27 protein-coding genes and 1 pseudogene are annotated in these 23,523 nt (G+C 45.7%); 15 read left to right on the top strand and 13 right to left on the bottom strand.

The annotated features are described in order from the left end of the window. Nucleotides 1-214 precede the first annotated feature (214 nt). The 5 genes from FBQ74_RS17950 to FBQ74_RS17930 are packed head-to-tail and all read left to right on the top strand — an operon-like array spanning nucleotide 215 to nucleotide 7,141. Entirely contained in the window at nucleotides 215-586 is a 372-nt protein-coding gene (locus tag FBQ74_RS17950) for a hypothetical protein (protein WP_139758118.1), read from the top strand. Between the two features lie 47 nt (nucleotides 587-633). Continuing rightward, entirely contained in the window at nucleotides 634-1,929 is a 1,296-nt protein-coding gene (locus FBQ74_RS17945) for a TolC family protein (RefSeq protein ID WP_139758117.1), read from the top strand. Then, nucleotides 1,922-3,103, top strand: a complete 1,182-nt coding sequence (locus FBQ74_RS17940; protein ID WP_139758116.1) for an efflux RND transporter periplasmic adaptor subunit — start codon at nucleotides 1,922-1,924, stop codon at nucleotides 3,101-3,103. Before FBQ74_RS17945 ends, FBQ74_RS17940 begins: the two co-directional genes overlap by 8 nt. 13 nt (nucleotides 3,104-3,116) lie before the next feature. Further along, nucleotides 3,117-6,227 (top strand): efflux RND transporter permease subunit, encoded by a 3,111-nt coding sequence (locus FBQ74_RS17935; RefSeq protein WP_139758115.1) that lies wholly within the window; start codon nucleotides 3,117-3,119, stop codon nucleotides 6,225-6,227. Nucleotides 6,228-6,271: 44 nt separating this feature from the next. After that, nucleotides 6,272-7,141: a cation diffusion facilitator family transporter gene (locus tag FBQ74_RS17930; RefSeq protein ID WP_139758114.1), complete on the top strand. Its 870-nt coding sequence runs from the start codon at nucleotides 6,272-6,274 to the stop codon at nucleotides 7,139-7,141. A 408-nt stretch (nucleotides 7,142-7,549) separates the two neighbouring features. On the opposite strand, the gene FBQ74_RS17925 is transcribed toward FBQ74_RS17930, so the two are convergent. The 5 genes from FBQ74_RS17925 to FBQ74_RS17905 form a co-directional block, all read right to left on the bottom strand. Continuing rightward, the gene (locus FBQ74_RS17925; RefSeq protein WP_139758113.1) at nucleotides 7,550-7,894 is read right to left on the bottom strand and encodes a hypothetical protein; all 345 of its coding nucleotides are present in this window, start codon (nucleotides 7,892-7,894) and stop codon (nucleotides 7,550-7,552) included. 273 nt (nucleotides 7,895-8,167) lie between these two features. Next, nucleotides 8,168-8,422 carry a hypothetical protein gene (locus FBQ74_RS17920; RefSeq protein WP_139758112.1) on the bottom strand — a complete coding sequence of 85 codons (255 nt, stop codon included), beginning with the start codon at nucleotides 8,420-8,422 and terminating at the stop codon, nucleotides 8,168-8,170. After that, nucleotides 8,419-8,613 (bottom strand): hypothetical protein, encoded by a 195-nt coding sequence (locus FBQ74_RS17915; RefSeq protein ID WP_139758111.1) that lies wholly within the window; start codon nucleotides 8,611-8,613, stop codon nucleotides 8,419-8,421. Before FBQ74_RS17915 ends, FBQ74_RS17920 begins: the two co-directional genes overlap by 4 nt. Then, a complete protein-coding gene (locus FBQ74_RS17910; protein ID WP_139758110.1) occupies nucleotides 8,606-8,797 on the bottom strand; it encodes a hypothetical protein in 192 nt (63 codons plus the stop codon). The genes FBQ74_RS17915 and FBQ74_RS17910 overlap by 8 nt, the downstream gene beginning before the upstream one ends. Nucleotides 8,798-8,885: 88 nt before the next feature. Further along, nucleotides 8,886-9,185, bottom strand: coding sequence for a hypothetical protein (locus FBQ74_RS17905; protein ID WP_139758109.1), 300 nt, complete (start codon nucleotides 9,183-9,185; stop codon nucleotides 8,886-8,888). 220 nt (nucleotides 9,186-9,405) lie between these two features. Between FBQ74_RS17905 and FBQ74_RS17900 the strand changes: the two genes are divergently transcribed. Continuing rightward, nucleotides 9,406-10,035, top strand: a complete 630-nt coding sequence (locus FBQ74_RS17900; protein ID WP_139758108.1) for a hypothetical protein — start codon at nucleotides 9,406-9,408, stop codon at nucleotides 10,033-10,035. A 234-nt stretch (nucleotides 10,036-10,269) separates the two neighbouring features. Here the strand turns inward: FBQ74_RS17900 and FBQ74_RS17895 are convergent, their stop codons facing one another. From FBQ74_RS17895 to FBQ74_RS17890, 3 genes are all read right to left on the bottom strand, one after another. Continuing rightward, nucleotides 10,270-11,643, bottom strand: coding sequence for a hypothetical protein (locus FBQ74_RS17895; protein WP_139758107.1), 1,374 nt, complete (start codon nucleotides 11,641-11,643; stop codon nucleotides 10,270-10,272). A gap of 51 nt (nucleotides 11,644-11,694) precedes the next feature. Next, the gene (locus FBQ74_RS19025; RefSeq protein ID WP_168190723.1) at nucleotides 11,695-11,850 is read right to left on the bottom strand and encodes a hypothetical protein; all 156 of its coding nucleotides are present in this window, start codon (nucleotides 11,848-11,850) and stop codon (nucleotides 11,695-11,697) included. Nucleotides 11,851-12,041: 191 nt separating this feature from the next. Then, the gene (locus FBQ74_RS17890; RefSeq protein WP_139758106.1) at nucleotides 12,042-12,275 is read right to left on the bottom strand and encodes a hypothetical protein; all 234 of its coding nucleotides are present in this window, start codon (nucleotides 12,273-12,275) and stop codon (nucleotides 12,042-12,044) included. Between the two features lie 560 nt (nucleotides 12,276-12,835). On the opposite strand from FBQ74_RS17890, the gene FBQ74_RS17885 reads away from it, so the two are divergent. From FBQ74_RS17885 to FBQ74_RS17875, 3 genes are all read left to right on the top strand, one after another. After that, nucleotides 12,836-14,014: an APC family permease gene (locus FBQ74_RS17885; protein ID WP_168190727.1), complete on the top strand. Its 1,179-nt coding sequence runs from the start codon at nucleotides 12,836-12,838 to the stop codon at nucleotides 14,012-14,014. 75 nt (nucleotides 14,015-14,089) lie between these two features. After that, on the top strand, nucleotides 14,090-14,590 hold the full coding sequence (locus tag FBQ74_RS17880; protein ID WP_139758104.1) for a DoxX family protein: 501 nt from the start codon (nucleotides 14,090-14,092) through the stop codon (nucleotides 14,588-14,590). A gap of 80 nt (nucleotides 14,591-14,670) precedes the next feature. Continuing rightward, entirely contained in the window at nucleotides 14,671-14,967 is a 297-nt protein-coding gene (locus FBQ74_RS17875) for a PadR family transcriptional regulator (protein WP_139758103.1), read from the top strand. Nucleotides 14,968-15,177: 210 nt separating this feature from the next. Here FBQ74_RS17875 and FBQ74_RS17870 read toward each other — a convergent pair whose 3' ends face one another. Next, the gene (locus FBQ74_RS17870) at nucleotides 15,178-15,600 is read right to left on the bottom strand and encodes an ion channel (protein ID WP_117316687.1); all 423 of its coding nucleotides are present in this window, start codon (nucleotides 15,598-15,600) and stop codon (nucleotides 15,178-15,180) included. Between the two features lie 109 nt (nucleotides 15,601-15,709). Between FBQ74_RS17870 and FBQ74_RS17865 the strand changes: the two genes are divergently transcribed. Both FBQ74_RS17865 and FBQ74_RS17860 read left to right on the top strand, forming a co-directional pair. Next, on the top strand, nucleotides 15,710-16,231 hold the full coding sequence (locus FBQ74_RS17865) for a DUF305 domain-containing protein (RefSeq protein WP_139758102.1): 522 nt from the start codon (nucleotides 15,710-15,712) through the stop codon (nucleotides 16,229-16,231). A 1-nt stretch (nucleotide 16,232) separates the two neighbouring features. Beyond that, nucleotides 16,233-16,965: pseudogene (locus tag FBQ74_RS17860) on the top strand (MauE/DoxX family redox-associated membrane protein). Between the two features lie 82 nt (nucleotides 16,966-17,047). Here the strand turns inward: FBQ74_RS17860 and FBQ74_RS17855 are convergent. From FBQ74_RS17855 to FBQ74_RS17845, 4 genes are read right to left on the bottom strand one after another with little or no spacing between them, the layout of a single operon-like run. Then, the gene (locus FBQ74_RS17855; protein ID WP_232372046.1) at nucleotides 17,048-17,341 is read right to left on the bottom strand and encodes a nuclear transport factor 2 family protein; all 294 of its coding nucleotides are present in this window, start codon (nucleotides 17,339-17,341) and stop codon (nucleotides 17,048-17,050) included. Continuing rightward, nucleotides 17,304-17,498 carry a hypothetical protein gene (locus FBQ74_RS19190; RefSeq protein ID WP_232372045.1) on the bottom strand — a complete coding sequence of 65 codons (195 nt, stop codon included), beginning with the start codon at nucleotides 17,496-17,498 and terminating at the stop codon, nucleotides 17,304-17,306. Before FBQ74_RS19190 ends, FBQ74_RS17855 begins: the two co-directional genes overlap by 38 nt. Nucleotides 17,499-17,508: 10 nt before the next feature. After that, the gene (locus FBQ74_RS17850) at nucleotides 17,509-18,390 is read right to left on the bottom strand and encodes a copper resistance D family protein (protein ID WP_139758101.1); all 882 of its coding nucleotides are present in this window, start codon (nucleotides 18,388-18,390) and stop codon (nucleotides 17,509-17,511) included. Nucleotides 18,391-18,399: 9 nt separating this feature from the next. Then, the gene (locus tag FBQ74_RS17845; protein ID WP_168190726.1) at nucleotides 18,400-18,753 is read right to left on the bottom strand and encodes a copper resistance CopC family protein; all 354 of its coding nucleotides are present in this window, start codon (nucleotides 18,751-18,753) and stop codon (nucleotides 18,400-18,402) included. Between the two features lie 468 nt (nucleotides 18,754-19,221). On the opposite strand from FBQ74_RS17845, the gene FBQ74_RS17840 reads away from it, so the two are divergent. The 4 genes from FBQ74_RS17840 (at nucleotide 19,222) to FBQ74_RS17825 (ending at nucleotide 23,425) form a co-directional block, all read left to right on the top strand. Beyond that, entirely contained in the window at nucleotides 19,222-19,611 is a 390-nt protein-coding gene (locus tag FBQ74_RS17840) for a hypothetical protein (RefSeq protein WP_139758099.1), read from the top strand. 79 nt (nucleotides 19,612-19,690) lie between these two features. Beyond that, nucleotides 19,691-21,505: a copper resistance system multicopper oxidase gene (locus FBQ74_RS17835; protein ID WP_139758098.1), complete on the top strand. Its 1,815-nt coding sequence runs from the start codon at nucleotides 19,691-19,693 to the stop codon at nucleotides 21,503-21,505. 9 nt (nucleotides 21,506-21,514) lie between these two features. After that, nucleotides 21,515-22,264, top strand: a complete 750-nt coding sequence (locus FBQ74_RS17830) for a copper resistance protein B (protein WP_139758097.1) — start codon at nucleotides 21,515-21,517, stop codon at nucleotides 22,262-22,264. A 180-nt stretch (nucleotides 22,265-22,444) separates the two neighbouring features. Then, nucleotides 22,445-23,425 carry an IS5 family transposase gene (locus FBQ74_RS17825; RefSeq protein WP_139758096.1) on the top strand — a complete coding sequence of 327 codons (981 nt, stop codon included), beginning with the start codon at nucleotides 22,445-22,447 and terminating at the stop codon, nucleotides 23,423-23,425. The last annotated feature ends 98 nt before the right edge of the window (nucleotides 23,426-23,523 follow it).

Genomic DNA, 23,523 nt, shown 5'->3' with positions numbered 1-23,523 from the left:
ATTAGGTATGAAACTCTCGGGCTGTTTAGATTAATTAGATCTGTCATTACTGCTAAGGCGATGGTCTCCTTTGAACAAAGTAGATATACAGTAAGATTCACACAACGTCATAAGTTAGCTAGTTTGAGAGATATCCACTCTTTAAAAATAGACCAACCTTGACTCATGACATCAAGAAGGCTAGTCTATCGCCGTTAAGCAAATAAGGTTTCAAATGAAATTGCATCAAAACAACAGGACTTATAACAAGGTGGTTATTACCGCCCTGATGCTGTTTGCACAGTTGTTTTTGTTTGCCTCAGATGCTTTTGCTTTTGATAGCTTCTTCGAAAACGCTACAGAATCACACCACGAATTATGTGTTCAGGACTCCAGTGTATGTCTCCCAGATACCAATTCTGCAGACGACGCTGGCGCAGACAACTGTGACCACTGCTGCTCTTGTCACGGACATTTTACCCATATCGTATTATTTAAAAATACTGATAGCCATTTAGGTAAATTTGGCGAGATGGCACTTGCTGCGTACCGTCCTTTCCCTCCCTCTCACTTACAACCCGGTATTGACCGTCCTCCCAGAGCCTAAATCCTAGTCATTTTTTACCTATTTAGTTACTGACCAGGATTTACAATATGAACTCTTTTTTTTCGCATGCGCGCAAGCGTATGTTCACTGTGGTCGTGAATAGTGTGTTGCTATTCATATCAACCACTGCAATGAGCAAAACAATAACGCTCGAACAAGCGGCACGTCTGACGTTGCAGCAACACCCGGATTTACAGCGATATCAGTCGCTGCTCACTGCTACAGAGGCAGATAGAACGCTGGCTAATCTCACTCCGGCTTATCAGGTTGGCGTTGAAGCAGAAAACCTGCTCGGTTCAGGAGATGCATCAGGCATTAGTGATGCTGAGCTGACGGTCTCACTCTCCTCTGTTTTCGAGATGGGAGGAAAGCTCGATGCAAGGGTATCCTTAGTTGACGCCAATTTATCCCTGTTACAGTCAGAGCGCTATGTTGCTTCGCTCAAACTGTTAAGCGAACTGACCCGGCACTATGTAAAAACACTCGCAGCTAAAGAGCGGCTGACATTAGCGGAAACGTCTGTTTCTCTCGCTGATGAGGCCTTATCTATCGTTAAACAGCGCGTTGAGAAAGGCGCAACCAATAAAGCTGAATTTCTACGCGCCAGAGCCGCACTTAATCAAGCCAAAGTCGACAAAGCATCCGCTGAAACGTCTCTGGCTATTGCCAAGCAGTCACTTGCACTATTTTGGCAGGGAGATGCTGAGGCAATCGATAAAGTATCGGGTTCACTCAGTACCCTTCCCGCAAAACGGCAGTATTCCGCTGTTTATCAACAGTTTCTTGAATCAGCAAATGTGGAACGACTCACCCAAGCTATCAGTGTGAAAGAAGCTGAACAAAAGCTGGTAGAAAGTAATGCCAGTGCTGATATTTCATGGCGCATTGGTGTGCGGCGCTCTCAGGCAGTTCAGGATACGTCTGTTGTTGCGGCTGTATCCATGCCGCTTTTCGCTGAACAAAGAAACCAGGGCGCTACTCGGGCTGCACTGGCGAAGAAAGAAGCCGCGGTAATTGCCAGAGACAGTCAGATACTGGAGATAAAAGCATTGCTGTTCAAAGCGCAGCAATACCTAAACTTCTCCATTGATGCTGTAAAGCATATCAACGACGTCGTTTTGCCCGACCTTGAAACAGCTACTACGCTCGTGCTCGAAGGTTACCAGCGAGGGGCATACAGCTACCAGGACTGGATTGCATCCAGAGATGCGTTGATACGCGCACGTGCAAAGGTCATCGAATTAAGCGAAAGCGCGTTAGTGAACCAGTCACTCGTTGAACAGTGGACCGGAGTATCCGGTCAGGCTTCTCCTACTCAAGAATTCCGGAATAACCATGAATAGACTATTAGTTATTATCTCACTACTACTGTGTCTGACGGATGCCAATGCCGCAGCAAGTGGTAAACAATCCCACGCGGCTGAATCGAAAACATTTACCAATAGCAGCGTATCGTTGACATTACGCATTCAGGATACGAAAGAGGGAGCATATTTACTGGCCGAAAGGGCTGATCGCTCCCAGCCGCTGCCACCTGACGCGCTTAACGTCACGCTCAATCGTATGGGAGGACGTCAGGACATCATCCATTTTGAAAGCTATGAAAATGGGCTCAGGTCCACAAGTTTTATCGCTGAGCCGCACTCATTTCTCGCGAATATTGCACTCTCACTGGGAGAAAATAGCTTTTCGTGGGATTGGGAGAAGCACGAAGCCCGAACTGAGATAGATGATGCGTATTCCAGTCAGGCTGGCGTAACCACAAACGTTGCTACGGGCGGTGAAATAAAAAAGCACACCGAGGTTTATGGTCAGTTGACTATACCGCCACAACAGCGTGCCGAGGTTCACGCCCGGTTTACGGGAATTGTTGAGCAGCTCTTTACTGATATTGGCCAGACTGTGAAAGCCGGAGAGGCAATAGCGCAGGTGCAGTCAAATGACAGCCTCCAGTCTTACGATGTAAAAGCGCCAATCAATGGCGTTGTCGTATCGCGCAACCTGAATATCGGAGAGCTTACCAGCACAACACCGCTTTTTACGATTGTTGATACCTCAGTGCTTTGGGCGGAATTAAAGGTGTTTCCAGCTCAGCGTGGTCAGGTTGCTGAGGGTAAATCAGTTCACATTATCGCAAATGGTCGTCAACTCGAGAGCACGATTACCAGCATTGTTCCTTCTCACGAAGGGCAACCCTACCAGCTAGCACTGGTAAAAGTGGTGAACAAGGACGGCCTACTCTCTCCCGGCGATTTAGTCACAGGCATTGTCGACTCACAACAAAAATCGGTGCCGGTAAAAATAGAGAATCGGGCCATTCAAACCCTGAACAATAAGCCGGTTGTGTTCCTGAATGAAGGCAATGCTTATCAGGCAACACCTGTAACCTTAGGATTGCAGGACGACAACTTTTCCGAAGTCGTCGCAGGGCTATCCGCCGGACAAACTTATGTTGTCGACAATAGCTACTTAATCAAAGCGGATATACAAAAATCCGGCGCATCGCATGCGCACTGATAGGGAGAGACAAATGATAGATAATATTGTTCGCCTCTCAGTCGAGCGGCGTTACCTGCTATTAACTCTGGTGCTTGTCATCATAGGCATCGGCATTTGGAGTTATCAGCGGCTACCGATAGATGCGGTGCCGGATATTACTAATGTTCAGGTTCAGATAAACACGGAAGCACCTGGTTATTCGCCACTTGAAGCTGAGCAGCGGATCACCTTTCCGGTTGAAACGGCGTTATATGGTCTGCCCAATTTGTCCTATACGCGCTCTATTTCACGTTACGGACTTTCTCAAATCACAGTGGTATTTGAAGAAGGAACTGACATTTACTTTGCGCGAAACCTTATCGATGAGCGTCTAGCAACACTGAAAAGCGTTCTGCCGCCGGGGCTTGAACCTGAGATGGGACCGATTGCAACAGGCCTGGGTGAAATCTTCGTTTACACGCTGGAGGCGAAAGACGGCGCCAAGATGCCGGACGGCTCGCCCGTTACGCCTATGGCACTTCGTGAAGCTCAGGACTGGATAATCAAACCACAACTGGCTCAGGTTAAGGGCGTGGTGGAAGTGAATACCATAGGGGGGTACGACAAGCAGTATCACGTGATGCCACATCCAGCGAAAATGCTGGAAATGGGTGTGACTATGGCAGATATCCGCAAGGCGTTAGTAAGCAACAATGACAATGCTGGAGCCGGGTATATAGAGAACAATGGCGAACAATTGTTAGTCCGCTCACCGGGCCAGTTAAAATCAATTGAGGATATCAGGAATGTTGTTGTCGGACGTAAAGGTTCCGTGCCTGTTTTAGTCAAAGATGTGGCCAAAGTGGGACTGGGCAAAGAGCTGCGCACAGGTGCGGCAACCCGAAACGGGAAAGAAACCGTAATGGGCACAGTGATGATGCTGGTAGGGGAAAACTCGCGTGAAGTTGCAGCGCTCACCAATGATAAATTTCAGCAAATACAAACATCATTGCCTGAATGGGTTAAGGCAGAGGTGGTATATAACCGCACTACGCTAGTAGACAAAGCCATCCAGACAGTACAAAAAAACCTTCTGGAAGGCGCACTGCTGGTTATCGTTATCCTGTTTTTACTATTAGGAAACATCCGTGCCGCCCTCATTACGGCGGCTGTGATCCCAATCGCGATGATGATGACTATTACCGGCATGGTTCAGCGGGGCGTCTCTGCCAACCTGATGAGTCTCGGTGCGCTGGACTTTGGTTTGATTGTGGACGGCGCTGTCATCATCGTGGAGAACTGTATTCGCAGGCTCTCAGAAGCGCAAAAACAACAAGGTGGCTTACTGGCGCTTAAAGCACGCTTACAGGAGGTTAAAGACGCCACTATAGAAGTTATTCGCCCCAGCTTGTTTGGCGTGGGTATCATCACAGCTGTGTACTTACCTATATTTACCCTTTCTGGCGTGGAGGGAAAAATGTTTCACCCCATGGCAACAACGGTAGTAATCGCACTACTTTGTGCGATGGTATTGTCGCTCACAGTTGTGCCTGCTGCGATCGCCGTGTTTATGCGCGGAAAGATCAGCGAAAAAGAGAGCACCCTAATCCGCGGGGCGAAAGCCATTTATCGACCTGCGCTTGAGTGGGTGCTTAAGTTCAAATCGCTTATTCTGGCAGGCGCGCTGGGTCTCGTTTTGGTTTGCTCATGGCTCGCCTCTACTTTAGGTTCAGAGTTCATCCCACAGCTTGACGAGGGGGATATCGCGTTGCATGCACTGCGAATTACAGGTACGGGATTAAAGCAGTCTGTTGAAATGCAGGAACTGCTCGAAAAAACCATTGTCGACTTCGAAGAAGTTGACAAGGTGTATGCCAAAGTAGGGACGCCAGAGGTGGCCACCGACCCTATGCCACCTAATGTCGCCGACACATTTGTCATGCTCAAGCCCCGCTCTGAGTGGCCCACTCCGGATAAGCCCAAATCACAACTCATTAAGGAGCTTGAGAAAGCAGTCACTGCGCTACCTGGCAATAACTACGAGTTTACGCAGCCTATCCAGATGCGCTTTAACGAGTTAATTTCCGGTGTCAGAGCCGACGTCGCGATCAAAGTGTTTGGTGATGACCTGGACACATTGCTGGCATCAGCAAATTCGGTTGCATCACTGACGACAGGCTTACCTGGCGCAGCAGATACCCGAGTTGAACAGGTAGCGGGTCTACCTATGCTATCTGTCACTCCCAAACGGCAAGTGATGGCGCGCTATGGCCTGAATATCGACGACATCCAATCTCTGGTTTCGACCAGTATTGGTGGTCAGCAAGCAGGCTTGATCTATGAAGGTGACCGGCGCTTTAAACTGGTAATTCGCCTTCCGGAGCCATTACGGCACGACGTTCAAAAGCTAAAGGTACTGCCAGTCCCCACACCCGATGGATATGTACCTCTACAGGAAGTCGCCACATTAGAAGTCAAACCCGCGCCAGCACAGATCAGTCGCGAGAATGGTAAACGCCGTGTGGTCGTTACAACCAACGTTCGCGGGCGTGATCTAGGTAGTTTTGTCGCAGAGTTGCAGGCTACATTGCAGACTGAACTGGAACTTGAGGATGGCTACTGGCTGGAATATGGCGGAACGTTCGAGCAGTTGGAATCGGCCAGCAAAAGATTATCCTGGGTTGTACCGGTGACGTTGGCTCTCATCGTCGGAATTCTTATTCTTGCATTTGGTTCAGTAAAGGATGCCTTAATCATCTTCACCGGTGTGCCGCTGGCACTAACTGGGGGTGTACTTGCGCTGTGGGTACGGGGTATGCCGCTGTCTATTTCTGCCGGTGTAGGGTTTATCGCATTGTCAGGCGTGGCCGTATTAAATGGTTTAGTCATGCTCGCGTTTATCAGGCAGCTGTGGTTTGAGAAAGGCGATCTGTACACCGCTGTCATTGAGGGGGCAATAGTCAGACTGCGACCCGTTTTGATGACTGCCCTGGTAGCAAGTCTTGGCTTTGTGCCCATGGCACTGAACACAGGCACTGGTGCTGAGGTTCAAAGGCCACTCGCGACGGTAGTCATCGGCGGCATTATCTCATCAACTTTACTAACACTGTTCGTGCTCCCAAGTTTATACCAATTGGTGCACAGGAAAGCGGATAAACAGTAAAACAACAATGCCCTGGATAAAACCAGGGCACTACAGGAGTAGGTATGGCGCACTCACATTCCCATAGCTCAGAAAAAATTGGCTGGGCTTTTTTCCTTAACTTTGGCTTCACTATCATTGAGTTCATTGGAGGATGGTTAACAAACAGTACCGCTATTATGGCGGATGCCGTGCATGACTTAGGTGACACATTGTCAATTGGCAGTGCGTGGCTTCTGAATAAACTCGGCACTAAAAGCGCGACGAAAGAGTTTACCTATGGATATCGCCGGCTGAGTTTACTTGGGGCGCTGATAAACGGCATTGTTTTAATCGTTGGTTCCGCCTGGATCCTTTATGAAGCTGTGCCACGCCTGAGTAACCCGGAGATGCCAGAAACAGAAGGCATGATTGTACTGGCTATTCTTGGCGTATTGGTCAATGGATTCGCCGCTTATAAATTACACGGTGGTAAATCGCTGAATGAAAAAGTTCTGAACTGGCACTTGCTGGAAGACGTTTTTGGTTGGGTAGCGGTACTCATTGTCGCTATTGTTATGCAGTTCAAAGACTGGCCCGTTCTGGATCCTGTCCTTTCTATCGGATTTACCCTTTTCATTCTGTTCAATGTTATCCGAAACCTCGTCAGCACCGTGAAGCTGTTTTTTCAGGCTTCACCAGACAACAGTCTTTTACAAAACGTGACTGATAAATTGCTTGAACTTGATGCTGTTATCGATCTGCATCACCTGCATATCTGGTCATTAGATGGTGAGCATCATGTCGCGACAGTTCACGTCGTTAGTCAATTTGAGTCGAAAGTTGAATACCTCGAACTAAAAGAAAGTGTATCCAATGCGCTGCAAAAGTTTGAGTTATCTCATACCACTATTGAAATTGAGCTAACCAGCGAAGAATGTCGGGATGTTTGCTGATGCATTTATAGTATCTAAGAAATAGGCGGTGTAGCCACTATGAAACCACTTTTTACTTCATTGATGGTCACCACCCAGTATAATTGTGAGAATCGACACTAATGCATAAGATATCTACCAACTTTTTCATACCTGTAAATTAGGTAAAGGGGACAACCGCTGTGTCCGATGCATCGCCTGTCAAACAGCTATTTTTAAATAACTGCAACTCGCTCCTAACTGCCATCAAAGTTGTAATAGACCAACGGCTGCTATACGTACACAGCTGCCGCTCAAAGAAATAAATGCTATCTGCAGCTTTCTGCCTGAGAAGATGGTCAGATTTGGTTGAGAGTGATAATGAAAGGTGTCATACAAAACTATGCATAATTCAGCTTAAACTCATTAGCGATGGTTGGTATATGACTATCAACTCTTGGCTACAACTGAAAGATGATGTTCGGATTGTTTCTGGCCTACTTCGGCCACGCCGAAAGTTCCCATGAATGGCACGACGGCTTTTGCCAAAATTGATGCATTAATTTCACGTCCATCTGTGCAAAATGGCTGAGGAAGAAAATCATTATCATCAGACCACCAATTAGCAGATACCGGATGCAATAAATCCATGATGACCCCACCATCCGGATAGGCAATAAATTCAAGCCACCAGCCAGCAGGCTCTTCAGGCCACACGTATTCATTGCTAACAACACCGTGCAGCCTCGCCTTTACATCTTCAAGTGGCAGACTATCTCTTTTTAATCTATCCATAAGCACCTCATTTTATAGCTGAATCGGCCCGAACCGGAATTTGTATGCGTGTTTGGTTTTTTGTGGGTCATGTCCCATGTTTATAAGTCTTTTGACCACAAAATACCGCAGGAAGATTGAATAGGTGATCAGAAAAGTTCCACCACACCCACAAAGCAACACAAACCAGAAAGGGGCGCTAGCATAGAGATAAAGCGTGGCTATTGACGCTGAAATGAAGGCGACCCCCAAAACGATTGCGGCCCCACCACTATTAAAATTATCCATTTTGCCTTATAACTTTCCTTGCCGTACGTCTTCAATAACTTGCATCGCATAATCAATACAAATATTAAAGTTAGCCTCTTCGGTGCCCTGACCGTTATCAGCTTTTTCTTTCGCGTACCTGGCACAGCCATTCACAATATACTCCGCCTCTGCTTGCCCGGGTTCATCAGAATTACTGGCCACTGTGTTACCATCGCCAACAGAGGAAGACGAGCAACCAATAATTAGCGACGACGACGCAAATAATAAAAGCTTTCTCATTGGGTGCCCGGCTCTTTGAACCACGTGCCTGCAAATTCCATATTGCTCAACTTCAGATCCCATGATGTGAGCATCACATCAGCCAGGTCTTTTGAGATTCTTTGAACCTGTTCGTCTGAAAGGCCGTTGTTTCGAAGAACCAAGCTTGCCTGCTGGCAAAGCAGTTGGTGCTGTTTGTTTTTTTCATCCATTTGACTTTCCTTCACATTCTGGTTTACCAAAGGCGTAGCCAAGCACTGTGCCGGCTAACAAAATTATTGCCATTTGCGCCTTTTCAGCCACCGGTGAGAATCCCGCTAGCATAATCAAAGCGGCAGATAGCAAGATGAGGGCAAATCTTAATGTATTCAGCGAATCGATCCGCTTCTCTTTCATTAGCTTCCACAGCATTACCCCGAGAAAAGGTGCATGACAATCAAGGGCGGAAGGCTTTGAATGCTATCTGAACTCATTGTGGTGACCGTTAATTAAAAGCTGCGCTACATTCAATGTCTTTCGACAAAGCCGAGGTGTTAGGTAATTCCACCGTACCCGGGGCCCTGGTCACTTGTTTGATACTGTCGATGCTATAACTTACCTGAAAACATGTCCCATCTTCGCGCTGATAATACTCAGTACCAGACTTCAAAGTTGTTTCTTTGCCGGTACTGGGTAATTCAGACACATACGCAATTTCATCAATGTCTGCAGACAACAATTGCGAACCTGCATGTGCAGCACCTGATAAACCTAACATTGCAATGAGTATCATTTTTCTGTTCATATCACGACCTTTTATATTTATTTCATTAACTTGTCCCATTGCCGCCTGACTCTAAACTTGGCTTAAAAGCTTTGTTGGCAATACACAAAGTAAGCCTATCGAATCGTGATGCTGAGCCGCCACAGAATAAGTTTGATAAATCGGGTTTTTCGTACCTGTGCTAATGCAGAGACCTTAGTATTCGTTTCACTAAAAGTTGATAATGAACATTCAGGGTATTATGAATAAATTCGTGATGTATGGGCTTGTGATTGTGTCTGTGGCGTTGGGAACAGCATGGTTCGTTTTTGGTGATGCTATTATTGAGCGTGGCGACCTGCTTTATACGCCCAATGAGCCGACTGCCGTGGCCAATGACTTTTGGATTACTGCGCTTAATGAAACTGACACAGGCGCAGCCAGATATTTAAGCGGGGATAGCCTGAGCGAAACACTGATACCTGGTTACAGTAAGCAAGACAGAGCTATACTGGGTAAGTCTGAGCAGAGTAATGGCACTTACTATATCAAGACAACATTAATGTTATTCAGAGATGGCCAAAGCACGCAGGTTCCACTTTACACAGTGGTCGTGTCAGAAGATGGGCTGTTCAAAGTAGATTTAAATAGCACTTTATCGTCGGCCCAGGACGCCGCACTAGACAATGCGTTAAGTTATTATGCATCTGCAGCTAAGCACGCTTATAGACTCTTCCCGGGCACCCAGCTAAGCGCCGACGAAAAAGTCTTATTACTCGATGCAAATCTCTCAAACTTAGAAGAACGCATGTGTGCGGTTCGTAGCGAGGTGATTAAGACAGTGTTGCCTAGCTATGCACAGAGTGCGAGCACGCCAGCCTACTGCGAATAGCCCTCTTCATACCCTAGTTAATAAATGAAGAAAAGAATACGCACTGTGATAGCAAGTATTCTTTTCTTAACTTAAGCGAAGTGTTTACTTCTTAGGCGGGCTATTTCCCCTATCCTTGCCGGATGCTTCCCCATTTTACTTGGCGCATTTTCTAACTTGAGCATATTCAGCTCCGGAAAATATGGTGGATGCCTCACAATTCACAAGTGGTGATGCGACACTTATTTAAGTGAGTCACCCCGAATATAAACCCGATCGGCGCGGCCCCCCCTTGTTTGATAATTCTGCCCACCCGACCTGTTGCAAATGTACCATAAGTGCCTCTCTCCCCTCTTCAAACCAACCACATTGTGGGAAATGCATTACAAACCAAAACCGCCACTCATCTATATCCTCTTTGGTGATTTGCACTGGCACCCCGCGAAGCTGAGGCTCAATAATTTTGGGATAAAATTCTATTGCTCTGCTTTTTATTTTTTTCATTGTTGGCTTATGAGGCTTGTGCTGGATTGCAGCTACGGCTAAGGCTTCTTTAAATAATTCACGGATGTTACTACCCGATTTATAGAGAGATGATTCAACAGCCTTCACATATTGTTCAAGCGCGGCATTAATTCGACCACTTAGTATTAGAATTCGCCCCTGTAACCATTCTTCTTGATAACGTAGCTCATCACTTAAATTGTGCTTTTCGATAGACTTTTTTAAGGCCAATAACCGTGCTGAGTAATCGGCAAGGCTGCCCTGTGGCTTGGTTATGGAGCGTTTTAACAGTTGATGTAACTCATTACCTTCAACAGAGAGAGGGTATAGGTTAGCAGAACTAATTTCATTGATATAAAAGTCATAGAATATCTTTCCAAAGTCAAACTGAGGATGCCCGTTATGTGTCAATCTCCAAATAACGGCTTCTCTTAAGCGGTCTAGAAACTCATAATTGGTTTTTCTGTGGAATGAATCGATAAATCTTGCGAAGAATAAAGTCTCCCTATCATCATTGGATGCACCAGGATGGGATAGTGATGCCCACTGACCCAGCAAGGTCAAATTACCTATATTCGGAAGCTCCTCACCACTGCACCATTTTCTGACTGTTCTGTCCGTATCTTTAAAGTACCGCTTTAAATCATGCTCAGGCAACGTATGATTATTGTTGTAAAATTCGATTACCGCTTTAACTGGGTTTCTTGCGCAATAAAAATCTGGCACATTGCGTGTCTGCATTTGCCTAGTACCAACCTCGCAAATAATACTGGCAAGTGTTTCGACAACCAGGTGCTTATTTAGCATATAGACCACCTTGCCTTGCTCTACCCCTTCCATTGGTACGCGTTTCATGATTTCTTTGTAGTTGCTTAAGCCTAACGAAATACTGTCACAGAAAAAACGGGCAAAACTATCTGTGACCACTTTGGAGATTGGCTCATAAAATAAGTGACGAATTGACTTACCAATTACCGCCGGATCTGAAGTCTTTCGGGAGGCAAAGTCTTCTTCCTTACGGAATCGACTTTCTCCATTGACGGCCATTGACTTAGTGCCGGCAATATCAGCCAGACGATTTAATAGATACCCAATGTTTGGATAAGACTCATTGATAGTCACCATTTTATGAACCTCTAACATTCCTTGTCGAAAGAGGGGCTTAGCCCCTCGCCATTATTTGCTGTTTTTGGCAGCGCTACTTGTTGCACGTGCCGCGAAGCTGCCTTTCGGCACAATACCATCGTTAGCTTTAGCGGTCGCACTTTGAATTCGTTGCGCCGCTTGTGGGGTCATTGCTGTTGATGATTTTGCATTTACTTTTGAAGTCAAAATACTCTCCTCGTTATGTGTGAATGAACTTCATGAGCAATCATCAACGAGTTGCGGAAGCTTAGACAGGAATCAAGTGGCGCATTTTTTTGTGGAGAATTTGGGGGGAGTAATATTATTCCATACTAACGCGAAAATAAGCTCCTCAATAAAGTATCACCCTGAGATAGGGCTTATTGGTGTTTCCTACATTACCATTTTGTATTTTTGAGAGCGCCCATAGCATCATTCTTGGTCAAGAATCCTCTAATATCGCCACCAAATGAGTATAATTCAGTCAATGCTGCATCACCTGCTAGAGTGTCTAAACAGCATCCGTAAGTAACAATATACCGCTTGCCAAAATACGTGACCCTATCAAGGTCATATGCGAACACCATATCTTCAATAGTTTTGTCGTAAACTTTACCAAGCAAAATAGCCATCGTTTTTCCTATTGCTCGCTGTCATGACTGTGACCATGACGATAAAGTATTCTCAACCCAAGTTCGTGCTCAGACAAAGTGTGCCATAGTAGACTTGCAACTTTGCTGTCTGGCACAGTATGAGGGTTGGCAGGGATTTGATTGAAAAATTTCAAATGCCCCATTAGGTTATTGAATAATATAAGGTAATGATTTAATCACCCCATTCCCTGGCGTTTAACTGCATTACAAAAATTAATTATCTCCAGCTGTTACTAATTAGAAAATCAGAAACATCTCTTCATTGCATCTAACTTCCACCAATTCTATCATTATCGAAATCCGATAACGGTATTCGTTAATGATAGTGTTATGCAGCAATGAACTCTACTTTGTAAGGGTTGGACTGGCATCTTTCAGCTCGCGTCCTGCTTACAATTAAAGCCCTATCCACTGCTGAAATAATAAGCGGGAAAATGTCGTATGTGTAATCTTCGTGCAGTTTTGCAGTGATAAAACTGAAAGGTGTGGATTGTATAGTTTTCTACATACAAATTTAAATGAGACGAGGAGTGAGTGGCGTGTCTAACAAATTAGTTAGGGAAACAGGATTGCTTGGTGCACTTGTTATCGGACTAGGTTCGATTCTTGGTACTGGTGCCTATGTCAGCATTGGTTTGAGTGCTGACATTGCCGGAGATAACCTTGTTTTTGCCATTTTGATAGCTGCTATTACTGCCCTAATGAACGGCCTTTCATCCGCTCAGTTAGCCGCGGCACACCCTGTGAGCGGCGGAACCTATGAATATGGCTACCGATTTTTGAGCCCGCTAAGTGGTCGGGTTGCCGGTTGTCTTTTTGTTGCTGCCAAAAGCGCCTCTGCGGCAACAGCGGCGCTGGCTGTCGCCTGGTATATTAGTCTTACTTTCAACATATCTGCACAAGTTGTCGAGTATATTGCTGTCAGTCTGCTGCTTATGTTTACCGTGCTGGTGTTATCGGGTATTCGCCGCACAAATTGGCTCAACGCATTGCTGGTTCTAATAAGCCTGCTGGGCTTACTTACCTTCATTGGAATTGGCTTAACCAGTAATGCTATTTCTAGAACAGACACTGCCGACTCTTCATCTTTATCATTGTTTCACGCCGCGGCACTAACGTTTGTCGCTTTCACCGGGTACGGAAGAATTGCAACAATGGGAGAGGAAATACGTGAGCCCCGACAAAATATACCCAGAGCAGTTATCATTACGCTTGCAGTTATCAGCACTATTTATATCGCGGTGGGCTATACGATTTTGCATTTGGGAGGTATTAAATCGTTCGAACAAAGCAAATTTATTATTGCGACCCTGATCTCTAATCATAACTGGAGCAGGCTTGTAGTAATTGGCGGTGTAATTGCCATGAGCGGCGTCGTGCTTAATTTAGTGTTAGGCGTTTCTCGTGTCATTCTTGCTATGGCTCGTCGTGGTGATTTACCTGCCAAGCTGGCGAATGTGAGCAGTGACAGCAAATCGGCTCCAGCAGCGACATGGATGACATTTGCGATAATGTCGGCTATTGCTTTGCTTGGTGGTATTGAATCAGCCTGGACACTAAGCGCTTTTACCGTGTTACTTTATTACGGAATCACCAATATTGCAGCACTTAATGTACCACTCTCTGATCGTTTTATACCCAAATGGGTGTCTGTATTTGGCTTACTGAGTTGCTTTGGACTGATAGCGCTAGCAACTCTTTCTTACGTCATTTGGTAGTCCGCTCCCAGTCAATTTGTAAACGTCGCCTAACCGCGTTAAGCCAATATTAAATAATTGACAACATAAGGATCAATGAGTGACACACATGGTTGGAAGCAAACTATAATGACGTCTGACTCACCCACCAATTTATTTATTCGTCTGGCAGTTGGCTGTGTTTTTTTACCCGAAGGTATTCAGAAGCTAATCTTTCCTGAAATTCTAGGCTCGGGTCGCTTTGCAGATATTGGCATTCCATGGCCTGAGCTAATGGGACCTTTCGTGGGATGGGTCGAGCTGATATGTGGGTTATTCATTCTGCTTGGTTTCGCCACCAGAGTCAGCGCTATCCCGCTGACGGGCATCATGATTGTTGCACTAATTTCAACGAAAGTGCCGATCTGGCTTGGGGAAGATTGGTGGATATTCAATGTGCGAGAGTTGGATCGTTACGGCTTTTGGAGTATGGCTCATGCATCTCGCACCGACTGGGCAATGTTAATGGGATCGATTTATCTTCTGATTGCTGGCGCAGGGCGGTGGTCCGTTGATGCATGGTTAACGCGTAGAAAGTATAGTCGTTTGGCCGATTAAAGCAGGTTGCGCAGGAGCATAACATAAACCCAGCCAACTTATTGTTACCCGGCAGGATTTGCTCATTAAAGGGGCGTCAAATGAAACATAGAGACTTATATACCGGATTTATTCGCCTTCATATTTTACATCATGCAGCACAGGAGCCTATTTTTGGCATGGGAATGATTGAAGAGCTTCGCCATCATGGCTATCAAATTAGTCCTGGTACCTTGTACCCAATGCTGCATAAGCTTGAAAAATACGGTTGGCTCACCTGTTCGACGAAAGAGGTAAATGGCAAAACTAGAAAGTATTATCGCTGTACAATGGAAGGGCTAAACGCGCTGAATGAAGCGAAGATTAAATTAAAGGAATTGATAGGCGAGTTGTTGTAAGCTACCAGCAACAGAACGCTCAACGGTTTTAATTACATAATGTGGTGTGGTGACTGGACTATTCTGACAAAAGACGAGGAATTATGTACAGTACCACTGACTATGGCAAAGCTTGACTAAGTTGTCACTCTCAAAACGCTTTTAAGCAGACAGATGAGAAAAAAATGAATCGATTTTGTTCGTGTCGAAACAGCGAGATCCCTCCCATTTTCAGGTAGCCGGTTTTTCACAGGTGCCGCTCATGGTCATGAATACTTTCGAGGCCGAGCAGCTTATCAAAAGAAAACCCGTAGCTGATTCTACCCCGGCTAGCATTCTAAGATGTCCGGTTGGCTCAATACTGCCAAGGCCAAGCGTAGTGATTGTTGTCAAAGAAAAATAGAAAATATCGACAGCTGCAGCAGGCTGTTTAAAACCTCCCAATTCCAGGGTCAGCCCTGTTGCATAGGCCAATGCAAAAATGACAGCAAGTAAAAGCTGGCTGCAAATAGCAATGAATACCACGGCCTGTGTTTTTGTCCAAACTTTACTCAGTTTTCCGACAAATTTGTCAGCAACCACCGATATATTAAAAAGGTGTAAAGCCACGCTTAATAACAGCGCTATCGCGCTGATAATTATTGCAAAAAGCATAGCTGTTCCTCCAGTGGTACGAATCTTGAACTCACGTATATTTGTTCATTTATTCCCTCTTGGCGAGAGAATATTACACAAATAGTCTTTTCTTAAGTAAGGATTACATATGAAATACTCAAAATTTGCTGCAATGATTGTAACATCGACTGCTGCGATGTTTATCATGATGTACCTGAACACGTACGCAATATCGCATGTATGGTTCAGTGAAACGCGAACTTATATGGCATTGTATATGGGAGCGGGCATGGCAATCATCATGTTGGCGTTTATGCTGGGTATGTACAATAATAAAAAGCTTAACGTGACTATTTTTCTGATGGCAGCAGTGATCTTCGTCGCTTGCGTTTATCTTGTGCGTTCTCAAAGTACCGTATCTGACACTGCCTATATGAAAGCGATGATCCCTCACCATTCCATTGCCATTCTTACCAGCGAGCGCTCCAATATCGAAGATGTGCGGGTGCGTGAACTGGCAGATGGGATTATCAAAGCGCAACGAAAAGAAATTAAAGAGATGGAATGGCTGATCAATGATATTTCTAAAAATGGCAAGGCCACATCTCAGGTCCAGGCCGAGCAACGTCCACTCCCAGAGTTTGAGGGCAAACTGAATAAAGGAGAGTAAAATGAGTAAGACAGCTATCCTGTATCGAATGGTTACTGACGAACATATTTGCCCTTACGGTTTAAGATCGAAAGATTTGCTGGAGCGTGAAGGGTTTTCAATCGAAGACCATCACCTAACTTCTCGTGAAGAGACCGATGAATTTAAGGAAAAGCATGGGGTCGAGACTACGCCCCAAACGTTTATAAATGATGAGCGTATTGGGGGGGTACGATGATCTCAGGGATTATTTCGGCAAAGACAAGGCAGGTCAGACAGGGAGAACCTACACGCCTGTCATTACTATTTTTTCTGTAGCGGCCCTGCTGTCTCTGGCATTTCAGTATGTAGTCTCAGGTGATTTCATCTCGGTAAGAACTCTGATGTTATTTATTGCCTTTTCCATGACGCTTCTTGCAGTACAAAAGCTCAAAGATTTGTACAGCTTTACTAACTCGTTTATCACCTATGATCTATTGGCGATGAAGTGGTTGCGTTATGGTTATATTTATCCTTTTATCGAAGCTTATGCAGGAATTGGCATGATTGCCCAGCTGCCAGCACTTGCTGTTGCACCATTTTCACTCTTCATCGGGACGGTTGGTGCAATATCCGTTTTCAAAGCGGTTTACATTGATAAACGGGAACTTAAATGTGCTTGTGTAGGTGGTAATAGTAATGTGCCACTTGGATTTGTTTCGCTATCTGAAAACTTATTTATGATCGCGGGTGCATTAATTATGTGGTTGATGTAAACGGTGGGCTCTTTCTACGAGCCCCTGACAATTCACGCTCAGGGCCTGCCAGAGAGAGCGGCGGCCCAAGACAGTTACTCACTCACATTGCCGTTGACCAGTGCAAGTGGGCTATTTTCCATTCACCGTCACGTTTGGTCAGAATTGCGGTTTCGAGCGAGCGGTATGTTTTACCGGCTTCAGTGGTATTGACGGAAATCAAGAGTGAGGTCGCGGAATCGCGATACTCTGTCACCCGATGCTCCAAAAGCTCTGAAGATAATGTACTGACAAATTTCATATCAGATAACATGTGATGAGACGCATATTCCTGAGCGCTGCGTTCGATACCGCCGCCTTCAACAATCGTGACATTCTTTGAAAGCAGCGATTTCATTTTGCTCCCGCAACGCCTCATGAAAAGACAGGACCACCTGTCCCGGCGCGGTCTCATTGCCAGATAGTGTAGGCGGGTGTTTCTGGGTTTTGTCGCTATGAGCGAACAAGGAAGATGAGACGGCAGCAAGTATGACTGTCACCAACAGTTTTCGCATTATGATTTTCCTAACTAAACTCGGGGCCAACCACACTGGTTAATACCGAGGTGATTAACAGAAGCACGCAGGCTAACACTATTTCAATATTTATAGAGCGTTTCAGTTGCGCAACATCGCCAGTGTTCTGCAAAGCGGGCACCAGAATAAATCGGTGTCTTGCGGCAATTAATAGCAATAAGCCAACAACCAGCAACTTGCTCAGAAAGGTAAGCCCATATTCTGATTGAACCAGATCATCCAGAGAGGTAAATATGGTAATCGCCATGTATATACCGAGGAGGATCAGTGTGGTTACAAGGTAACCTGCAATTCTGCCAAAGTCAGTCATAACTTTTTGCGTATCCTCTACCGGGAAGCGCAGACATACAAGCCTCAGCGGTAAGAGCGCGCCAAACCACCACCCCATGACAGCTATGTGCGATGCCAATATGAGTTTGTCGACGAGCCCTTTTTCTGCAATGTGTCCAATAAGCGTAAAACTGTATAGGCCATAAACTATCAACACAGTCAGTATCGCTCTTATAGCAATAACGTGGACACGCTTAGCGAAAATCAAAAGCAGTGCAGGAATCGCCAGGCCGGACATAAGCATCCTGACCAGAGCGACGTCGCCCACAGGTGACGCCCACATTACCTCAAGCATCATAGGGTCAAATGCACCTTGCAGACCACTTTCAGAAAATGCGCCCGTTTTAGCAATAAACCACACCGCAGATGCTATGCAAGAGACAACCATTACGGGAACAATCTGGCATAGAAGATCTTTGTAAAAATCATCTTTTGGGGCTGGCTGACGCATCAAAAAAGCACAACCGACAAGGCTAGCAAAGCCCACATAGAATATGGCTTTAGACACAACAATCGTTGCATTCCAAAGAATTAATTCCATGACTTTTACTTAGTGAACCATGAAAGAGAACGTCGACTTCATTTTATGGCCATCCCCGCCCATTGCTATCCATTCGACAGTATAGCTATCCGCTTTTAAGGCAGGTAATTGCCAACTATATATTGCATGCTGCTCTGATGTAGGCGTGAAATCAAAGTCGATATCACCGGTCTCATTTCCCTTTAGACTGACCTTCATTAACCGCAGTGGCTTGGAATAGGTCAACGTCAGTGACTCTGGGGCGTTCATTAACATCGCATTATCTGACGGAGAACTGCTTTCAAGCTCTACATTACCGTGGGCAAATGCTCCGGCGCTAAACGTAAGCATCAGAATTAGACCAATTTTATAAATTAGTTGCATAATAGTAACCTTCTGTCTGTTTATTTTTCTTGCAAGTGACTCTTTCCACATGCACATTATGTGCGACTGTTCGCTCGCGTACAACAATACTTTTCCAATGCTTATCTTACTATCCTCACCTTTTAACTTAAAATTTGACTAATGTAAGTATTTAAAAAAAACTCTTCCTGGTTTGTATGTATCGCTGACTTGTTTTCGCCAGTTGGCTCACAATGCTGAAGCTCACTTCGAGGAAAGATTAAAAGATATAATTTGTTCTTGAACATGGTACGAATGCGCAAAGATGTTTTTGATATGCATTTCGTGTAGGATCTGAGAGTCAATATAGGTTGCCTGAGATCTTTTCAGATGGTTTCTCGTATTTTTATTAAAATTCATGTAAGTGTTGAAAGCAGAAAATACGCCTCTCTATTTTTAATACATCTTCAATAGAAAAGCTACGAAGATGCAGCCGCAGGTCTCTGAGCCATGAGTGTTAGGATACTTTTCATCGGGGTTGTAATATTTCTGGTCGCGTTTGCGCTGCCGGTCAGTGCGTGCGATGTAGAATCGAGTAAACAGAACGCATCGGTAGACACCTTAATGCCGAATGTTAGCGCTATTGAAAGGCATGTCGGCCAGCTCGCCTACAATCCACTGTCGGTCAAAGACGGGCAAAAGCACGGATCTCATAAAGACGGCTCAGATTGTTGCGAGGACGGTTGCTTCTGCACAATGGCGAATTGCAATCATGTATCGACGTTGGCTTGTTTCTCTCACAGCCATTTAGCGCTCAACTATGCTGAGCAATATGATTTTATTAGCCTTGCCGTTCCTGTAGGTATTTATTCCCCCCCATATCGACCACCCATAGCCTGACTTTCGAATACCCCAACAAGATATTTTCCCAGGTTGAAGTTTTTCTGCCTGAATACAATCATATTTAAAGGCTAACTTTATGAATAATTCATTTAACGACGGTCGTCGCAGGTTCGTTCTTGGTGCTATGACTGCGAGCGCAGCGGCGGCCCTGACTAAGGTCAGTCCGCTTTGGGCCGCGCCCGCTGGTCGTCACTTTAAAGATCAGGTGCTGACTGATGACATTAAAAATCTGACGATTGCTGAGGCCAATTTAGCAATAGGCTCAAAAACTGGCCTGCCTATTACCATCAACGGCCAGATGCCGGGGCCCCTGATAAGGCTAAAAGAAGGTCAGCGTGCTCAACTGAATGTTACCAACCGACTTGAACAAGATACGTCTATTCACTGGCACGGCATTATTTTGCCCGCTGGGATGGATGGAGTACCAGGCGTTTCGTTTGCTGGGATAAAGCCAGGTCAGACATTCAATTATGCGTTTGATGTAGTGCAAAACGGAACATATTGGTATCACAGCCACTCCGGTCTTCAGGAGCAACGCGGGCATCTTGGCCCACTCATCGTTGAGCCTGCCGACGGAGACATCGGCGCAGATCGGGAACACACTATCATCCTAAGTGACTGGACCTTTGCTGACCCTCACGACGTGATGAGAAAGCTGAAAGTGGCTGAGGGTTATTACAATTACCAAAAGCGAACTATCTTCGACACATTGGAAGATGTTGAGAAAAAAGGTCTTAGCGAAACATGGAAGGAACGCGCCATGTGGGGCGCAATGCGCATGAGCCCTCGTGACATCGCAGATGTCACAGGCAGCACTTACACCTACCTGATGAATGGCCGCACCCCAGAGGATGACTGGCAGGCGCTGTTTAATGTGGGTGAGAAAGTGCGTTTACGCATCATCAACGGTTCTGCTATGACCTACTTTGATTTTCGTATTCCGGGATTAGAGATGACGGTTGTTGCTGCTGACGGTCAGCCCGTTAAGCCGGTCAATGTAGATGAGTTCCGAATTGCAGTAGCAGAAACGTACGATGTCATTGTCCAACCAAAAGAACGAAAGGCTTATACCTTTTTTGCTGAGAGTTTTGACAGAAGCGGCTATGCCCGCGGCACGCTCACTCCATCAATAGGCATGACTGCTGCTATTCCTCCGCAACGAACTATCACGGAGCGCGGCATGGCAGCCATGGGCATGGACATGTCAGGCATGGACGGTATGAACATGCAAAAATCAGGAGGCATGAAAAAAGGAAAGGCTTCTTCAGAAATGGAAATGAAGAAAATGGCCCAGCATGGCGAGCACACGATGCATAGCAACATGATGCAGGGGGATATGAAATCTTCACGGGTGCTGCCCGTAGAAAAGATAGACATTGTTCATAGTGAAGACGGGCATGGTCAAGGCGCCGCTATGATCGCACAAAATCCACGACCGCGTTTAGACGAGCCGGGCATAGGGTTGGAAGGCAGTCCACATCGCGTATTGGTTTACGCTGACCTAATAGGCGAACATGCATGGCCTGATGAGCGAGAGCCAGAGCGTCAAGTCGAGCTTCATTTAACAGGAAACATGGAAAGATACATGTGGTCGTTCGACGGCAAGAAGTTCAGCGAAGTAGATGGGTATGTCCGTTTTAATTTTGGAGAGCGGCTTCGTCTAGTTCTGGTTAACGACACCATGATGGACCATCCCATTCATTTACATGGTATGTGGATGGAACTGGAAAATGGCCATTATCCAAGACCGAGGAAGCATACCATCAGCCTCAAACCCGGTGAGAAAGTATCGTTGCAGATTAGCGCAGATGCACCCGGAGAGTGGGCTTTTCATTGTCACCTGCTTTACCACATGGAAGCGGGCATGTTTCGTGTTGTTCAGGTCGCCTAGGAGGTTAAAATGAAGCAGATAATAACAGCAGGACTCATGACCATCAGTTTAGGCTTTGGGAACACCGCCCTGGCACAGTCAAAAGACAATTGGCCATCTCCCATTCCGGATGAAAATTATGGCCAGATACTGTTTGATCGACTTGAGTATACGCGAACTGATGAACAACAAAATCGGGCTGTGTGGGATATGCAGGCCTGGTATGGCGGTGATTATCATCGCTTAGTGTTTAAAAGCGAAGGTGAAAATACCCAAAACGACGGCATGCCCACGGATCTGGAACGCGCCGAGGTACTTTACGGGTACCTCGTTTCTGCTTTCTGGTCTGTGCAGGTCGGCGTTGGTACGAAAGGCGAAATGTCGTCAGATGCTGACATGGAAAACTATGCGGTGATCAGTTATCAGGGACTCGCCCCCTATTGGTTTGAAATGGAAAACTCACTTCGTATCAACGAAGACGGTGACATGCAGTTCATCAATGAAACAGAATACGACTGGCAGTTAAGTCAGGTTTCCTATCTGCAACCGCGCCTGGAAGTAGTAGCTAACCTCACCGATTCGGAAAAATATAAACGTCAAAGCGGGCTGAGTAACATTCGTATCGGTTTGCGATACCGCCATGAGATAGTGAGGGAGATAGCGCCCTATGTTGGCGTTTATTACAGCAAAGCCTTAGGGAATACAGCTGATGCGTTAAAAGCAGACGGCGAGTCAACCAGTGAAACTGGCGTAGTAGTAGGGGCTAGGATCTGGTTCTAACACCACGCATAAAAAATAGCCGAAAACATATTTCGGCTATTTTCTCTGTCTACTACGGGAGAGCCAGCAGCGTTCATTCATTATGGTTATTACGCATTATTTGTACTTCACTAGGGAAGATGCGAATAAGTCCTGAATGTGAGATCATAGCTGCATAGTAAATCACAGCCATTACCGCCCATGAGCCAACAGTTAACTTTTGCCGATAGTGAGTTTTCCAGCAAACGTCGCCAGACGAGAAAAGAGATTTTCTTATCCAGAATGGATAGCCTGCTGCCGTGGTCTCAACTGCTGGAAGTGATTGAACCCTTTTATCCTAAAGCAGGCAATGGCAGACGTCCGTATGCGCTTGAGACCATGTTTCGCATTCATTGTATGCAGCAATGGTATAGCCTCGGTGATGAAGCGATGGAATATGCGTTATATGAAATTGCTTCGATGCGTCAATTTGCGCAACTATCACTGGATAAAGCCATTCCTGACCGCACAACCATTATGAACTTCCGGCACTTGCTGGAAAAACACAAGCTGACTCGCCAATTATTCAAAACGGTCAATCAATGGCTGTCTGACTGCGGTGTGATGATGACGCAGGGCACACTGGTAGATGCCACGATTATTGAAGCCCCCAGCTCCACTAAAAACAAAAAGAATGAACGTGACCCGGATATGCATCAGACCAAGAAAGGTAATGAGTGGCACTTCGGTATGAAAGCCCATATCGGTGTGGATGCCAAGAGCGCTCTGACTCATACGCTGGTGACCACCGCCGCCAACGAACATGACCTGAATCAGATGAAGAACCTGTTGCATGGCGATGAGGAATTCATCTCTGGCGATGCTGGATATCAAGGCGCAGAGAAGCGTGAAGAACTTAAAGAAAAGGATGTGGAATGGCTGATTGCTGAGCGTCCCGGAAAAGTTCGGGCACTGAAAAAGCATCCCCGCAAAAACAAAACTGCCATCAACATCGAATATTTAAAAGCCAGCATTCGGGCGAAGGTGGAACACCCGTTTCGCATCATCAAATGCCAATTTGGTTTTATCAAAGCTCGCTATAAGGGATTGATAAAAAATGACTCACAGTTAGCCATGCTATTCACCTTGGCGAACCTGTTTAAAGTAGACCAGATGTTACGACGACAGCCAAGATCTGTCTAAAATCCGGGAATAGCCCGGAATAAGGCCAAAATCCTGCCTAAAACAACGGCATATTGGCCTAAATTGCAAAATTAGAGTTTAAAAATTAGGCAGGTGAT

The organism is Salinimonas iocasae, assembly GCF_006228385.1.
Classification (GTDB): Bacteria; Pseudomonadota; Gammaproteobacteria; order Enterobacterales; family Alteromonadaceae; genus Alteromonas; species Alteromonas iocasae.
Note: the sequence above shows the minus strand (reverse complement) of the source record. Positions and strands in the feature narration are given on the sequence as shown.

Excerpts from the sequence above, each read along its gene's own strand:
- FBQ74_RS17950 (WP_139758118.1), top strand. The coding sequence starts at position 215 with ATGAAATTGCATCAAAACAACAGGACTTATAACAAGGTGGTTATTACC.
- FBQ74_RS17945 (WP_139758117.1), top strand. The coding sequence starts at position 634 with ATGAACTCTTTTTTTTCGCATGCGCGCAAGCGTATGTTCACTGTGGTC.
- FBQ74_RS17940 (WP_139758116.1), top strand. The coding sequence starts at position 1,922 with ATGAATAGACTATTAGTTATTATCTCACTACTACTGTGTCTGACGGAT.
- FBQ74_RS17935 (WP_139758115.1), top strand. The coding sequence starts at position 3,117 with ATGATAGATAATATTGTTCGCCTCTCAGTCGAGCGGCGTTACCTGCTA.
- FBQ74_RS17930 (WP_139758114.1), top strand. The coding sequence starts at position 6,272 with ATGGCGCACTCACATTCCCATAGCTCAGAAAAAATTGGCTGGGCTTTT.
- FBQ74_RS17925 (WP_139758113.1), bottom strand. The coding sequence starts at position 7,894 with ATGGATAGATTAAAAAGAGATAGTCTGCCACTTGAAGATGTAAAGGCG.
- FBQ74_RS17920 (WP_139758112.1), bottom strand. The coding sequence starts at position 8,422 with ATGAGAAAGCTTTTATTATTTGCGTCGTCGTCGCTAATTATTGGTTGC.
- FBQ74_RS17915 (WP_139758111.1), bottom strand. The coding sequence starts at position 8,613 with ATGGATGAAAAAAACAAACAGCACCAACTGCTTTGCCAGCAGGCAAGC.
- FBQ74_RS17910 (WP_139758110.1), bottom strand. The coding sequence starts at position 8,797 with ATGAAAGAGAAGCGGATCGATTCGCTGAATACATTAAGATTTGCCCTC.
- FBQ74_RS17905 (WP_139758109.1), bottom strand. The coding sequence starts at position 9,185 with ATGAACAGAAAAATGATACTCATTGCAATGTTAGGTTTATCAGGTGCT.
- FBQ74_RS17900 (WP_139758108.1), top strand. The coding sequence starts at position 9,406 with ATGAATAAATTCGTGATGTATGGGCTTGTGATTGTGTCTGTGGCGTTG.
- FBQ74_RS17895 (WP_139758107.1), bottom strand. The coding sequence starts at position 11,643 with ATGGTGACTATCAATGAGTCTTATCCAAACATTGGGTATCTATTAAAT.
- FBQ74_RS17890 (WP_139758106.1), bottom strand. The coding sequence starts at position 12,275 with ATGGCTATTTTGCTTGGTAAAGTTTACGACAAAACTATTGAAGATATG.
- FBQ74_RS17880 (WP_139758104.1), top strand. The coding sequence starts at position 14,090 with ATGAGTGACACACATGGTTGGAAGCAAACTATAATGACGTCTGACTCA.
- FBQ74_RS17875 (WP_139758103.1), top strand. The coding sequence starts at position 14,671 with ATGAAACATAGAGACTTATATACCGGATTTATTCGCCTTCATATTTTA.
- FBQ74_RS17870 (WP_117316687.1), bottom strand. The coding sequence starts at position 15,600 with ATGCTTTTTGCAATAATTATCAGCGCGATAGCGCTGTTATTAAGCGTG.
- FBQ74_RS17865 (WP_139758102.1), top strand. The coding sequence starts at position 15,710 with ATGAAATACTCAAAATTTGCTGCAATGATTGTAACATCGACTGCTGCG.
- FBQ74_RS17855 (WP_232372046.1), bottom strand. The coding sequence starts at position 17,341 with ATGAAATCGCTGCTTTCAAAGAATGTCACGATTGTTGAAGGCGGCGGT.
- FBQ74_RS19190 (WP_232372045.1), bottom strand. The coding sequence starts at position 17,498 with ATGCGAAAACTGTTGGTGACAGTCATACTTGCTGCCGTCTCATCTTCC.
- FBQ74_RS17850 (WP_139758101.1), bottom strand. The coding sequence starts at position 18,390 with ATGGAATTAATTCTTTGGAATGCAACGATTGTTGTGTCTAAAGCCATA.
- FBQ74_RS17845 (WP_168190726.1), bottom strand. The coding sequence starts at position 18,753 with ATGCAACTAATTTATAAAATTGGTCTAATTCTGATGCTTACGTTTAGC.
- FBQ74_RS17840 (WP_139758099.1), top strand. The coding sequence starts at position 19,222 with ATGAGTGTTAGGATACTTTTCATCGGGGTTGTAATATTTCTGGTCGCG.
- FBQ74_RS17835 (WP_139758098.1), top strand. The coding sequence starts at position 19,691 with ATGAATAATTCATTTAACGACGGTCGTCGCAGGTTCGTTCTTGGTGCT.
- FBQ74_RS17830 (WP_139758097.1), top strand. The coding sequence starts at position 21,515 with ATGAAGCAGATAATAACAGCAGGACTCATGACCATCAGTTTAGGCTTT.
- FBQ74_RS17825 (WP_139758096.1), top strand. The coding sequence starts at position 22,445 with ATGAGCCAACAGTTAACTTTTGCCGATAGTGAGTTTTCCAGCAAACGT.